The 13,717-nt window shown below is 68.8% G+C and carries 13 protein-coding genes; 10 read left to right on the top strand and 3 right to left on the bottom strand.

Features of this window, described 5'->3' with window-relative positions; genetic code table 11:
• Positions 1–46: 46 nt before the first annotated feature.
• From AB0B82_RS20650 to AB0B82_RS20665, 4 genes are read left to right on the top strand one after another with little or no spacing between them, the layout of a single operon-like run.
• Positions 47–1,252: an amidohydrolase family protein gene (locus AB0B82_RS20650; protein ID WP_360170607.1), complete on the top strand. Its 1,206-nt coding sequence runs from the start codon at positions 47–49 to the stop codon at positions 1,250–1,252.
• A gap of 24 nt (positions 1,253–1,276) precedes the next feature.
• Positions 1,277–2,587 carry a DUF3100 domain-containing protein gene (locus AB0B82_RS20655; protein ID WP_360170610.1) on the top strand — a complete coding sequence of 437 codons (1,311 nt, stop codon included), beginning with the start codon at positions 1,277–1,279 and terminating at the stop codon, positions 2,585–2,587.
• The gene (locus AB0B82_RS20660) at positions 2,584–2,991 is read left to right on the top strand and encodes a MarR family transcriptional regulator (RefSeq protein WP_360170613.1); all 408 of its coding nucleotides are present in this window, start codon (positions 2,584–2,586) and stop codon (positions 2,989–2,991) included. Before AB0B82_RS20655 ends, AB0B82_RS20660 begins: the two co-directional genes overlap by 4 nt.
• Before the next feature lie 35 nt (positions 2,992–3,026).
• Positions 3,027–3,893 carry an amidohydrolase family protein gene (locus tag AB0B82_RS20665; RefSeq protein ID WP_360170616.1) on the top strand — a complete coding sequence of 289 codons (867 nt, stop codon included), beginning with the start codon at positions 3,027–3,029 and terminating at the stop codon, positions 3,891–3,893.
• Here AB0B82_RS20665 and AB0B82_RS20670 read toward each other — a convergent pair.
• Positions 3,879–4,703 carry an aminoglycoside adenylyltransferase domain-containing protein gene (locus AB0B82_RS20670; RefSeq protein ID WP_360170619.1) on the bottom strand — a complete coding sequence of 275 codons (825 nt, stop codon included), beginning with the start codon at positions 4,701–4,703 and terminating at the stop codon, positions 3,879–3,881. The two genes, AB0B82_RS20665 and AB0B82_RS20670, sit on opposite strands and share 15 nt — an antisense overlap.
• 939 nt (positions 4,704–5,642) lie before the next feature.
• On the opposite strand from AB0B82_RS20670, the gene AB0B82_RS20675 reads away from it, so the two are divergent.
• Positions 5,643–7,448: a sugar-binding domain-containing protein gene (locus AB0B82_RS20675; RefSeq protein WP_360170622.1), complete on the top strand. Its 1,806-nt coding sequence runs from the start codon at positions 5,643–5,645 to the stop codon at positions 7,446–7,448.
• Here the strand turns inward: AB0B82_RS20675 and AB0B82_RS20680 are convergent.
• Entirely contained in the window at positions 7,433–8,542 is a 1,110-nt protein-coding gene (locus AB0B82_RS20680) for a putative sulfate exporter family transporter (RefSeq protein WP_360170625.1), read from the bottom strand. The genes AB0B82_RS20675 and AB0B82_RS20680 overlap by 16 nt on opposite strands.
• 83 nt (positions 8,543–8,625) lie before the next feature.
• Here AB0B82_RS20680 and AB0B82_RS20685 point away from each other — a divergent pair, with 83 nt between their 5' ends.
• Positions 8,626–9,405, top strand: coding sequence for a GntR family transcriptional regulator (locus AB0B82_RS20685; protein WP_360170628.1), 780 nt, complete (start codon positions 8,626–8,628; stop codon positions 9,403–9,405).
• A 57-nt stretch (positions 9,406–9,462) separates the two neighbouring features.
• Here AB0B82_RS20685 and AB0B82_RS20690 read toward each other — a convergent pair whose 3' ends face one another.
• The gene (locus AB0B82_RS20690) at positions 9,463–10,368 is read right to left on the bottom strand and encodes a LysR family transcriptional regulator (protein ID WP_360170631.1); all 906 of its coding nucleotides are present in this window, start codon (positions 10,366–10,368) and stop codon (positions 9,463–9,465) included.
• Positions 10,369–10,485: 117 nt separating this feature from the next.
• Between AB0B82_RS20690 and AB0B82_RS20695 the strand changes: the two genes are divergently transcribed.
• From AB0B82_RS20695 to AB0B82_RS20710, 4 genes are read left to right on the top strand one after another with little or no spacing between them, the layout of a single operon-like run.
• Entirely contained in the window at positions 10,486–11,196 is a 711-nt protein-coding gene (locus tag AB0B82_RS20695) for an SDR family oxidoreductase (RefSeq protein WP_360170634.1), read from the top strand.
• Position 11,197: 1 nt separating this feature from the next.
• A complete protein-coding gene (locus AB0B82_RS20700; RefSeq protein ID WP_360170637.1) occupies positions 11,198–12,346 on the top strand; it encodes a YbfB/YjiJ family MFS transporter in 1,149 nt (382 codons plus the stop codon).
• Positions 12,343–12,693, top strand: coding sequence for an SgcJ/EcaC family oxidoreductase (locus AB0B82_RS20705; protein ID WP_360170639.1), 351 nt, complete (start codon positions 12,343–12,345; stop codon positions 12,691–12,693). Before AB0B82_RS20700 ends, AB0B82_RS20705 begins: the two co-directional genes overlap by 4 nt.
• 11 nt (positions 12,694–12,704) lie before the next feature.
• Positions 12,705–13,103, top strand: coding sequence for a VOC family protein (locus tag AB0B82_RS20710; RefSeq protein ID WP_360170642.1), 399 nt, complete (start codon positions 12,705–12,707; stop codon positions 13,101–13,103).
• Positions 13,104–13,717 lie beyond the last annotated feature (614 nt).

A 13,717-nucleotide genomic window follows, 5' to 3' on the forward strand; every position in this document is an offset into this window, starting at 1 on the left:
GCACACTCGATCCACTTCTCCACTGCCGGCTGAACCGAGGCCCCAGATGCGTACTTCCGCTCCCCGCAGCCTGCTCCTCCGCGGGACCGTCGTACCGGTCAGCTCCGCGCCCATCACCCACGGCGCAGTTCTCGTCGAGGACGGCCTGATCGCGTACGTCGGACCGGCCGCGCGCGTCCCGCACTTGAACGGCGACGTCCATGAGGTCGACGTCGCGGGTGGGACGATCCTGCCGGGACTCATCGACGCGCACGTCCACCTGGTGGCCGACGGAGCCCCGGACTTCGCCGGCGAGGTCGCCGGTGCGAACCCACAGCGCCTTGCCCTGAAGGCCTATGCCAACGCACTGCGGTCCTTGCAGCGCGGCATCGTCGCGGTCCGCGACCTCGGCGCCCCCGAGCAGGCAGCCATCGTCGCCGGCCGCGAGATCGCCGGCGGCCGGCTCGAAGGAGCGGAGATCGCGGCCGCCGGGCGTGCGATCACCGCGCCCGGCGGACACATCTCCTACCTGGGGACCGAGGCTCGCGGCGAGGGGCAGTTGGCCGCGGCGGCGCGCGAGCAACTCGCCCACGGTGCCGCCGGCATCAAACTGGTCGCCACCGGTGGAGTCCTGACGCCCGGCGTGGCTCCTGACAGCGCGCCGTTCGACGAGGACGAGCTCGTCGCGGCGGTGGCGGTCGCTCGCGCCGAAGGCAAATGGGTCGCCGCGCACGCCATCGGCGCCGAAGGCGCGAAGCGGGCGTTGCGGGCCGGCGCGACAACCCTCGAGCATGGTGTTCACCTGGATGCCGAAGCGATCGAACTGATGGCGTCGACCGGCGCAGTGCTGGTGTCCACGCGGATCGCCCAGCTGCGGATCCTGCAGAACAAGCAGTTCATCGACGAATCCGCCGTACACAAGGCCGAAGAGGTCTACGCCGCCAATATCCAGTCCCTGCGGCGAGCCGCCCGCGCCGGCATCCCGATCGCGGCCGCGAGCGACGCCGGTACCCCGTTCAATCCCCATGGCTGCGTCGCCGAGGAGAGCGCCCTACTCGTCGACGACATCGGGCTCACCCCCGAGCTCGCGCTCGCAGCCGTCACGCGAACCGCCGCCCGTTGCCTGGGTCGCGACGATCTCGGTCACCTGTCCCCGAACGCCACCGGGCACGTGCTGGTGACCGCCGAGAATCCGCTGGACGACATTCGCGCCCTCACCCACGTCAAGACCGTGATCGCCGCGGGACGCATCCCGCGCACTGTTTCGCAGTGATTCGTTCGCAGTGAGGAGACTTCCGTGACCGCAACCCAGCAAGCCCCGCGCACGACCGCCGTCGACCTGCGGCAGGTGTGGCCCGTCGCCGCCGTCGCCTTCGTGATCGCCGTCGCCGTCCAGTTCGCCGGTTCCCTGACGCTCGACCTCGGTCCGGGGTCGGTGGTCGTGTTCCCGATGGTGTGGGGCCTGATCGCCGGCGCGATCATTTCGTTCCAGCGGCTGCACCGGGTCGGACTGGACTTCCAGCGCATCGCCGCGGCCTTCGTCACGGTCGCTGTGCTGTTCCTCGTCGTCCGGCTCGCCTTCGCGATCGGGCCCAACATCAAGGTCCTCGTCAACGCCGGACCAGCTCTCTTCCTGCAGGAGATCGGGCACCTCTTGGGGACCGTCGCGCTCGCGCTGCCGATCGCCGTCTTGCTGCGGATGGGGCCGGCGACGATCGGCGCCACGTTCTCCCTCGACCGCGAGCCCGCGTTCCCGATGGTGAACGAGCGGTACGGTCCCGACTCCGACCAGTACCGCGGGGTGCTCGCGATGTACGTGTTCGGCACCCTCTTCGGCGCCGTGTACATCACGCTGCTGACCTCGTTCATCGTCTCGTTCGACCTCTTCGACCCGCTCGCGCTCGCGATGGGCGCCGGCGTCGGGTCCGGCTCGATGATGGCCGCGGCCGCCGCGAGCATCGTCGGGGCGTATCCCGGTCAGGAGGATCAGGTCCTCGCGATGGCCGCCGTCTCCAACCTGATCACCACCATCCTCGGCGTGTACGTCGGCATCTACATCGCACTGCCTCTCGCCGACCGGTTCTACCGCTTCCTCACCAGGCGCCGTACCGTCGCGACGCGGCAGACCGCGGAGAACCGGGCGTTCCGCGAGCAGGTCGCCGCGGCCGCCGCACCCGTCGAACTGCGGTACTGGGTCTCGATCCCGATCCTGGCCGTGGCCGGCATCGCCACCGCATCGGTGTTCGCCGAGGGGATCAGCCGCACGATCGTCGGCGGCTACGCGATCCTCGTCACCCTGCTCGTGCTGGGTCTCGTGCTGGCCCGACTCACACGCAAGATCGCGGCGATCATCTGGATCACCACGATCGGCGCGCTGATCTCGAGTCCGTACTCACCGATCGGGGCCGATCTCGCCAAGACCGTGGCCTCGATCGACTTCCTCTCGGTCGGCTGCGTGGCGCTGACGTTCGCCGGACTCAGCCTCGGCAAGGACATGGCGTTGCTGAAGGCGGTGAGCTGGAAGATCATCCCGGTCGGCCTGGTCGCCATCACCGCGTCCTTCCTGCTCGCCGCTGTCATCGCGGAGTTCTCCCTCGGGCTGGGGTGAACGCCGCCTGCTGGCTCCTCGGCGGCGAGCAGTCGTCGGCTTGCCTGCTCGCCGCCAGGCCGTTCAGTTGCCGGAGGCCACGATCGCGCCTCTCCGAGGCCCCAGATCGCAAGCTGCGAATGGGCGAGATCGCCTTCCTCGCCAGCGGATCAGTCTCCCGCCTGTCCAACGTCGTCAAACGCTGTGAACAGCGCGGCTGGATCGTCCGCACCCCCGACCCCGCCGACGGCCGTTACACCCTCGCCGAACTCACCGACGCCGGCTTCGCCCTCGTCCAGGCAGCAGCGCCGACGCATTTGCGGTCGGTACGGCGTACCGTCCTCGACTCGCTGAGCGCGACCGACCAGAAGGCGCTCATCCGGATCGCGGAGAAGCTCCGGATCGTCCCCGACGACTTCGGCTGACGCGCCGCGCCGTACCGGACGTCTAGGCTGAGGTCGTGCGTGATGCGGAGGTACCGGCGTGGTGGCGGCAACTGGGAATCGACGGACTGGTGGATGTGCACGTGCATTTCCTGCCGGACCGGATGATGGACGCGGTCTGGGCGTACTTCGACCAGGCGCCGGCGCACTACGGGACCGAGTGGCCGATCAATTACCGGACGTCGGTCGCGGAGCGGCTGAAAACCCTCGATTCCTTAGGGGTTCGGGCGTTCCCGGCGTTGGTGTACCCGCACAAGCCGGGGATGGCGGAGTCGCTCAACGTGTGGGCCCGTGACTTCGCTGCCCGGACACCCGGATGCGTGCCGAGCGGCACGTTCTTCCCGGAACCGTCCGCGGCGCGGTACGTCCGCGAGGCCTTGGAGCTCGGAACGCGGATCTTCAAGGTCCACGTCCAGGTCGGCGACTACGACCCGCGCACCGGTGAACTCGACGACGTCTGGGGCCAACTGGCCGAAGCCGGCACCCCGGTCGTCGTCCACTGCGGCTCCGGCCCCATCTCCGGCCGCCACACCGGTCCAGGTCCGTTCGGCGAAGTACTCCGCCGCCACTCGCGACTCACCGCCGTCATCGCCCACCTCGGTATGCCGGAGTACGCCGAACACCTCGCGCTCACGTCGTACCCGAACGTCCACCTCGACACCACCATGGCTCTCACCCCCTTCACCGAGAACCTGATGCCCTTCCCCCGCGACCTCATCCCCCGCCTCGCCGACCTCCAAGACCGCATCGTCCTCGGCTCCGACTTCCCCAACATTCCGTACGAGTACGCCGTCCAACTGGAGGCCCTGGAATCCCTGAACCTGGGCGACAACTGGCTCCGCGCCGTCTGCTCGGTGAACGGCTCGCGTCTACTGGGGTTGTGAGACGACCGGTTTGCCGGTGCCGGTTTCGACGACGTGGGTCAGGAAGTCGCGGACGTCTGTGAGCAGCTCGGTCTGGTCGGTGTACGTCGATGTGCTGCCGCCGTCGCGGAGCCGGAGGCCTTCCGTCAGGACCCGATGCCAGCGCTCGTCGTAGTACGTCAGGCCCCAGCGGCCTGCGCGTGATTTCGCGGTCATCTCACCGGTAACCAGCAGGTGCTGCAGCCGCACGGATGCGAGGATGCAGTGCGAGAGCAGGTAGTCGCGTTCGCGGTCGTCCGCCGGGAGGCTGTCGGGGGTCGCCCGGCTCAGACCCTCGGCGTTGCGTCGCCAGTAGGTGTCAAGGTTGTCCACGGTGTACTCGCGTAGCGCGCTCTCGTCGGTCCAGATCTTGAGCGTGGACAGCTCCGGGCCGGTGATCGTGACGCCGGCGCGGGCGAGCTCGTGCCAGGTGATGATGCGAGATCCCGAGACGATCGTCTCGAGGTTGCCGGTGAACAGCATTTCCGGCACCGGCGGCACGGCGCGCGGATCGCGGGCCAGGTCATCGGCAAGCAGGTACGGGCCGTCGAACCGGGTCGAGGAGTACTTGCGCAGCTGGTTGTGGATGGCCCGCAGGGCCTCGACCTCGGCCCCGTCCGGCCGGCGGGAAACGGTGGCGACGAAGTCGACATCGGACTCCCGCGGTGCCCACTCACCGAACGCCACGCCGCCACAGAGATACAGCCCGGTCAGCAGCCCATCGGGCAACTCTTGCTCCGCCAAAACCAGAAAGCGGTCGCACAGGTCCTGCACCGGCGCGGGGAGCGTCACCCGGATCTCCTTCGTCCGATTGTAGTGCGGGTGACGATATACACGGTGGGGGTCGCGCCTAAATCTCGCCGGCCGTACCAGGACCTCGGCGACGATCAGATTGGTTGACCACGGCAACCGTCCTGGACGGCCGAGCGCAGTATCCACGCCAGCGTGCCCGCGGAGCCCACCGACGTGTCGGTACCTTCAGAGACGCTGCATCGTTTAGCACCCCAGTCCGGGACTCGAACACCCGCACCGCACCACGCCCCACCGCCCGACGACTCCCGTCAAGCACCGCGAAGTACCGCGCATCCGGGTGGCCTTGCACAGGCGAGGGGACTTCACACACACGGCGGTGACCTTGCACAGGCGAGGGTGACCTTGCACAGGCGGGTGACCTCCCACACGCGGCGGTGACCTTGCACAAGGCATTGCCTGTGCAAGGTCACCTCGGCCTGGGGTAGGCCAACCGCCCCTGTGAAAGGTGACCTCACCGCGTGCAGGGTCGACCGGCGGTGCAAAATGAGACCTTGCACAGACAACGGTGACCTCCCACACGCGGCGGTGACCTTGCACAGGGCACAGCCTGTGCAAGGTCACCTTGGCTTGGGGGAAGCCGACCGCGCCTGTGGGAGGTGACCTGGTGGTAGCGAGGTAACCGGGGGTTTGCGCGGGCGCTGCTGACCGCGCTCGAGGACGCGGCGCGCGGCGGGGCACCAAGTGATGCGGTTGACGACAGGCGAGCTCCAGTCGGCGGCGATCGGGCTGTACGAGTCGAGCGGGTACACCCGGACGGCGCCGTTGGGGAGGTACGTCGACCAGCCCGGGACGCACTGCTTCGTGAAGTCGCTGCAGGGGATAATTCCAGCCCTCGAAACTGCCCGTTGCCGGGCCTATTTCAACGTTGTAAAGTGCAGTCGTCCCGCCCATTGACCCCCAGCATCACGGGAGTAGCACATGACGCAGCCTCGTGCGGAGTACCCGCGTCCGCAGTTCGTTCGGCCCGAGTGGCTGAACCTGAACGGCGAGTGGCAGTTCGAGATCGACCGGTCGGACTCCGGACTGGAGCGCGGCCTGCCCGAGCGCGAACTGGCGCAGCGGATCGTCGTACCGTTCGCACCGGAGACCCAGCTGTCCGGGATCGAGGACGTCGACTTCATGGCGGCGGTCTGGTACCGCACCACCGTCACGATCCCCGCGGACTGGGAGGGCAAGGACGCCGTCCTGCACTTCCAGGCCGTCGACCACGACACCACCGTGTGGGTGAACGGCACGGAGGTGGTCCGGCACCGTGGCGGCTTCACGCCGTTCAGCGCGAACCTGAGCAAGGTCGCCCGCCCCGGCGAAGAGGCGACGATCGTCGTCCGCGCCCGCGACGACCACCGCGGCCCGCAGGCCCGGGGCAAGCAGAGCCAGCTCTACCACAACCACACCTGCCTCTACACCCGTACGACGGGCATCTGGCAGACCGTCTGGCTCGAGGCCGTGCCGTCGGTGCACCTGAAGCGCCCGCGGATCACCCCGGATGTGGCCGGCTCCGCCTTCCACCTCGAGGTCCCGGTCTCGGCGAACAAGCCGGGCTACACGATCAAGGCCACGCTGAAGGACGCCGACGGTGAGATCACGACCGGAGAGGTTCGCGCCGATCTCGACTTCGCACCGCGCCTGACGCTGCAGGTCCCGGCCGGCCGCGTCCGCCTCTGGGACACCACCGACCCGCACCTGTACGACGTTCGCCTCGAACTGATCGATGCCGAGGGCAACGTCGTCGACGGCGCCGACTCGTACGCCGGTCTGCGCTCGGTGAGCATCAACGGCAAGGCGATCCTGATCAACGGCAAGCACGTGTTCCAGCGGCTCGTGCTGGACCAGGGGTACTGGCCGGAGAGCCTGATGACCGCGCCGTCGGAGGAGGCCCTGGTCCGCGACATCGAGCTCAGCCTGGCGGCTGGGTTCAACGGCGCGCGGCTGCACCAGAAGGTGTTCGAGGAGCGGTTTCTGTACCACGCGGACCGGCTCGGCTACCTGGTCTGGGGTGAGTTCGGCGACTGGGGTTCCGGCGTCGGCAACACCGACAAGGAGAACCAGCAGCCGACCGCGTCGTACGTCGCGCAGTGGCTCGAGGCCGTCGAGCGCGACTACAGCCACCCGAGCATCGTCGGCTGGTGCCCGCTGAACGAGACGCACCAGCTGCTGCACGATCGGATCACGCAGCTCGACGACGTCACTCGCGCAATGTTCCTGGCCACCAAGGCCGCCGACACCAGCCGTCCGGTCCTGGACGCGTCCGGCTACAGCCACCGGGTGCCGGAAACCGATGTCTGGGACTCGCACAACTACGAGCAGGACCCGGCGGAGTTCGCGCGGCAGATGGCCGACCTGGTGAACGACAAGCCGTACGGCAACACCGGCCCCGACAGCCGGCCGATCTCCCTGGCGTACGACGGCCAGCCGTACTTCTGCAGCGAGTTCGGCGGCATCTGGTGGAACGCCGAGAAGGCGGCCGCCGGAAAGTCCGGAAACTCGGCGGATTCCTGGGGCTACGGTCAGCGCGTCGCCGACGAGGAGGAGTTCTACACCCGCTTCGCCGGCTTGGTCGACGCACTGCTCGACAACGAGCTGATGTTCGGCTACTGCTACACGCAGCTGACCGATGTGTTCCAGGAAGAGAACGGCATCTACAACTTCGACCGCAGCAACAAGCTCGACGTACCGCGGATCAAGGCGATCCAGGAGCGTCAGGCGGCCTACGAGAAGGACTGAAGCACCAGCGAACCGCCGGCGACCAGGGCCCAGAGCACCGCTCCGAGCAGGAGCGGCCTGGGCCCTGCGTCACGCAGTTCGCGCGGCCGCAGGGACAGGCCGATGGCGACCAGCGCCGACGTGATCAGGACGGTCCCGATCACGGACAGCGTCGGCAGCCAGGACGTCGGTACGACGCCCGCGGACCGCAGACCGGCCGCCGCCAGGAAACCGATCAGGAACAAAGGAACGAGTTTCCGCCACGGCAGCGGCCGGCGCAGCGAGGCCGTCGACCCTTCGTACGATCCGTTGCCCACGGCATCGAGCGCCCGGGCGGCGCGGTTCTCGCGCCGGATCTTCAGCGCGGCCAGCGTCAGCACGATCGGGATCAGCGTCAGCGAACGGGTGAGTTTGACGACGATCGCCTGGTCGCCGGCCGCCTGACTGTACGCATATCCGGCCGCGACCACGGACGACGTGTCGTTGACCGCCGTACCGGCCCACAACCCGAACGCCTCCGGGCTCAGGTCGAGCAGATGACCGAGCGGCGGAAAGGTGAGTACGGCAACGATGTTGAAGGTGAAGATCGTCGCCAGTGCGTAGGCGACCGACGACCGCTTGGCACCGATCGCCGCGGTTGCGGCCGCGATCGCCGAGCCACCGCAGATCGCCGTGCCCACACCGATCAGCGTCTGGGTGTCCCCGCGGACGCCGAGCAGCCGCCCGAACACCCAGGCGCCGCCGAGCGCGAGCGTCAGTGTGCCGAGCATGACCGGCAGCGACGAGACACCGACCTGCGCGACCTGCTGCAGCGACAACCCGGTGCCGAGGACGACGATCGACAGCTGAAGCAGCGTCTTCGAGGCGAAGTCGTACCCGGGACGCCAGACCTCCGAGCGCAACATCGGTACGGCGCTGCCCGCGATCACCCCGAGCAGGATCCCGAACACGGGCCCGCCGACGAGCGGCACGAGCCGCCCGAGCGGTACGGCGATCGCGGTCAGCACCAGCACGATCCCGAGGCCACGCAGCCGCCGTACGACGGGATCGAGCCGAGAGTGCGCGGCAGTGGCGGCGCGGTCGGGGCCCGGTGGCCTAACCTCAAGCTGCACCACTGACCGGTCGCCTCTCGTCCGAAATGTACGTACATTGACGGTAGGAGATGACCGGACATTTGGCAACTCCGAAGGGAACCTGCGTGCGCACACTCGAACGAGGCGGCGGCGAGCCGCTCTGGAAGCAGTTGCAGGCGGACCTCGTCCGGCGGCTGCGATCCGGCGAGTTCGACGACGCGTTTCCGGGCGAGCTCGCGCTGGTCGAGGAGTACGCGGTCAGTCGGCACACCGTCCGCCAGGCGCTGGCGCAACTGCGCGCCGACGGGCTGATCGTCGCCGAACGCGGCCGCCAGCCGCGCGTCGCCACCGCGCCGGAGATCCGGCAGCCGATGGGCGCGCTGTACAGCCTGTTCTCGTCCGTCGAGGAATCCGGTCTGTCGCAGCACAGCGTCGTCCGGGCGCTCGACGTCCACGCCGACGGGGTGATCGCGGCCCGCCTCGACCTCGAGGCGTCGAGTCCGCTGCTCTATCTCGAACGCGTCCGGTACGCCGGCGAGGAGCCGCTCGCCCTCGACCGCGTCTGGCTGCCCGCCACACTCGCTGAGCCGTTGCTGGCCGCGGACTTCACCCACACCAGCCTCTACAACGAGCTCGCCGTCCGCGCCGGCATCACGCTCGACCACGGCCGCGAGGACATCCGCGCCGTCGTTCCCACCACCGCCGAGCGCGCACTCCTGCACTGCCCGCCCGAGGCCGCGGCCTTCTCGATCATCCGGCAGGGCACGTCCCAGAACCGACCGGTCGAGTGGCGTCACACCCTGGTCCGCGGCGACCGCTTCGGCTTGTCCGCCGAGTTCTCCGCCCACACCGGCTACCGCCTGACGCCCTCCCCCAGCACCTCAGCGCTCACCAAAGCCTGGTAGCCGGATCCCCAGGCCATCACAATTACGCCGGCCGCCCGCGGCTCACGCTCCGATCCGTCATCCGCTGAACGGGTCGTCCGCAGGCAGCCACGCATCCGGATCGAACTCGACCTTCACGTCCCGTGTCAGCGCCTCGATCGTCGCGAGTACGGCGGGGCGCTGCTCGTCGCGCCGGGACACCAGCGCCCACGTCCACACCGGCACCGGGTCGACGACCGGTCGGCGCACAAAACCGCGCGGCAGCGGCGTCGCGTCGCGTTTCGGTGAGCTGACGACCGGGCGGCGCAGGCGGCGTACATGCTCGTAGAACGCCTGGCCGGTGATGCCGTGGTCGTCGATCCGCTCCACCGACGCGCCAGCCTCCCGGGCGAACTCGAGCGCGTAGATGTTCCACGACGCCCACGCTTCGGTATCCGCGTCGACCAGCACGACCGTGTCCTGCGCGCGCACCGGCGACGAATCCCCGATCGACACCGCAAAGAGGCGGTCCGCGCCGAGCAGCGCCCCGGTCAGCTCCTGCTCGGCCAGGTCGGTCGCGCGCACCCAGCAGATCGCGAGATCAATGCTCCCGTCCGCGACCCGCGCTGCCTGCGTGTGCGACGGCATCACCCAGGTGTCGACCAGCAGCTGCGCGATGCCGGTCACCCGCTCACTCAGGTCCGCCGGCCGCCAGCTCACGTACCCCAGGCGCACCGGCTCGCTGGCCGCGAATCCTCGAGCGGTACGGCGTAACGCGTCCGCCTGCTCGAGCAACGCGCGCGCCTGGGGCAGCAGCGTCTCGCCGAACGAGGTCAGCCGCACCGTCCGCCGATCGCGGTCGAACAAGGGCACCCCGAGGTCACGCTCGAGCGACTTGATCTGCTGCGACAGCGACGGCCCCGCGATCCGCAGGCGGGTCGCCGCGCGGCCGAAGTTCAGCTCTTCGGCGACGGCCACGAAGTACCGCACCTGGCGCAGTTCCACGACCGAAGCGTAGTAGGCCGAGCCTCCCAGCTGGGAGCGAACCGGTCGTGGAAAACCCACAGTTGTTCGACCACCCTCGAACTACATCCACTCGGGGATTCCACGAACAGGAGCACCATGAACCACCGCAAAGTCGCCGTGATCACCGGAGCCTCGCAGGGCATCGGCGCCGGACTCGTCATCGCGTACCGCAAGCTCGGGTACGCCGTGGTCGCGAACTCACGCTCGATCCAGCCCTCCGACGACCCGGAGATCCTGGCCGTCCAGGCCGACCTCGCCGAACCCGGCGCCGGCACCCGCGTGATCGAGCAGGGCCTGGAGGCCTTCGGCCGGATCGACACCCTGGTGAACAACGCCGGCGTCTTCGTCGCGAAGCCGTTCACCGACTACACCGACGAGGACTACGACGCCGTCACCGCCCTCAACCTGCGCGGCTTCTTCGAGGTCACCCGGCAGGCGATCGCCGCGATGCTGGACAACGCCGAAGGCGGCCATGTCGTCAGTATCACCACCACGTTCGCCGACCGCGGCTTCAGCAGCGTGCCGGCCGTCCTCGCCGCACTCACCAAGGGCGGGCTCAACTCCGCCACGAAGTCCCTGGCGACCGAGTACGCGACCCGCAACATCCGTGTGAACGCGGTCGCCCCGGGGGTCATCCGGACGCCGATGCACCCGGAGGAGACGCACGACTTCCTGGCCGCGCTACATCCGGTCGGCCGGCTCGGGGAGATCGAGGAGATCGTCGACGCGGTCACGTTCCTGGAGAACACGAAGTTCGTCACCGGCGAGATCCTGCACGTCGACGGCGGCCAGCAGGCGGGTCAGTGACATGACGCAACGGCGCCCCGCGGGTCAAGGAGCGGCGGGTCGGACGGCGGCTGGTCCGACAGCGGCGGCGCTGGCGGGTCGAGGAGCGGCCGCGCTGGCCGGCGGGATGGGGATCGGCAGGTTCGCCTACACGCCGATCCTGCCGCTGATGCACGCTCAGGCCGGCCTGTCGCCGCGCCTCGGAGCGGCGCTCGCCACAGCGAACTACACCGGCTACCTCGCCGGCGCGCTGGCGGCGGTCGTCGCTCCGCGGCTCCTGCACTCCCGCTGGGCGCTCCGGTTGTCGTTGGTTTCGTTGACGGCAACGCTCGCGTTGATGCCGGTGGCTCCCTCGCTCTGGCTCGGCCTGCGTGTCGTCGCCGGAGCCGCCAGTGCGCTGATCTTCGTGATCGCGGTCGGCGCGGTGCTTGGGAGTCCTTACCTCGGCTGGGTTTTCGGCGGAGTCGGCGTCGGCATCGCGTTGTCCGGGGCGGTCCTGGTCGGCGGCTCCTGGCGTACGGCGTGGTGGATCGCCGCCGTGCTCACGGCGAGCTGCGCACTGCCGGCGTGGCACTTGACGGGATCGTCAGCGCCCCCAACGGTCCAGCGCAGGCCGATCTCTCGTCAGTTTGTTGCCTTGCTCACCAGTTACACCTTGGAGGGCATCGGTTACATCATCGCCGGTACCTTTCTTGTTGCTGCGATCAACGAAACGGCGTCCGAGACAACCGGCGGTCGAGCGATCGGCGCAGCGGCCTGGATCGTCGTCGGCGTAGCCGCCGTACCGTCGACGGCCTGGTGGGCGCGGCTCGGTCGACGCCGGTCGCGTTCGGCGCTGCTGCCCGGCGCGTTGATCGTCCAGGCGGTCGGCATCGCGCTGCCGGCGATCGTTCCCACCACGGCCGCGGCGCTGGTTTCCGCCGCGCTCTTCGGCGCCACGTTCCTCGGCGTCGCCAACCTCGCGATCGCGCTCGGCGCCGAACTCGGCGTACCGCACGCGATCGCCGTTCTCACCACCGGCTACAGCCTCGGTCAGATCGCCGGCCCGCTGCTGGTCGAACCTCTGTTGCACAACGGATACCACCAGGCGCTCCTCGTCAGCACCGGCGTCGTCGGCTTGGCCGCGATCGCCGCGCTGCCGGTCCGCCAACCCTTAAGGAGACTCGCATGAACCACATCCTCAACACCGTCCTGGAGCAGTGGAAGTCGGGCATCGACGACCACGATCCGGAGCGTGTCGCCGCCCTCTTCACGAAGGACGCCATCTTCCAGGGACTGCACCCGTACGGCGTCGGACGTGATGCCGTCGCGGAGTACTACGCAGCGCAGCCGATCGGACTGTCACCGCAGTACCGCGTGGTGGAGACCCGCGAACTCGCCGACGACCTGATCCTCGGCTACCTGACCGTCGACTTCACGTTCACCGATCGGCCGACGCTGACCGTCAACCTGAGTGTGCTGCTGCGCCGGACCGACGAGGGCTGGCTGATCACGCACTACCAGGTCTCGCGGTTGTAGATACTGACTGCATGAGTGTCAAGGAGCTTCGGTTGGTGGTGACGGTGGACGACTACGACGCCGCGGTGACGTTCTACCGCGACGTCGTCGGGTTGCCCGAGCGGGAGTCGTATTCGACGGAGGATGGCCGGGTGATGATCCTCGACGTCGAACGGGCCACGCTCGAACTCGCCGATCGCAACCAGGCGGAGTTCATCGACCGGGTGGAGGTCGGGCGGCGAGTGGCCGGGAAGTACCGGGTGGCGCTGGAGGTCGAGGACTCGGCCGCGACCACCCAGCTCCTGGCCGGCAACGGCGCGACAGTGATCGCCGAACCGACCCGCACCCCGTGGAACTCACTCAACGCCCGCCTCGAAACCCCCGGCGGCATCCAGCTCACGCTGTTCGAGGAGCTCGGCGAACAGCAGTGAGTCAAGCCGGTCAGGCCGCGGCCAGACCGATCAGGCGGCGATGAGGTCCCCTCCCAGACCTCCCCGACGCCTTGGCCTCCCTCGCCGTCCACCTGACGCCCGAAGAACAAACCCACCTCACCCAAACCCTCGCCACTCCTGACGACTGAGCCAGACCGACGCCTCTTGGCCCCCTTGCCGGAAGGCGTTCGCGTACAGCCGGACGTGCACCACTCACTAACCCGTCTCAATGCCGGATTCTTGGCACTGCTTGAGCGTCAGCCCGCCGCGCGATGCGAGGTTGGTGAGTGGTGCAGGTCCGCCCAACGCGCGCGCCGGCCACAACCCATCCGAAGAAACCCCGGGTATCAACGACCCCGACACCTCGCCCTCGGCGGACGGCTGGGCGTGTTCGCATGGCGGGGGCGTTCGCATGGCGGGGGCGTTCGCGTGGCGGGGGCGTTCGCGTGGCGGGGGCCTTGAACAGGCGATAACGGGTGAAGCACACCGGTTCCTGTTCAAGCCCTCAGGAGTGCGTAAGGGCCCTGACCCTGGTTCTTGGACACGCTGAATCCAGCCATGTGCTGGGGAAGCGAGATGATCAGGACCATGGCCCGCAAGAACTACTCCGAGGA

It is taken from the genome of Kribbella sp. NPDC048915 (assembly GCF_040649595.1).
Classification (GTDB): Bacteria; Actinomycetota; Actinomycetes; order Propionibacteriales; family Kribbellaceae; genus Kribbella.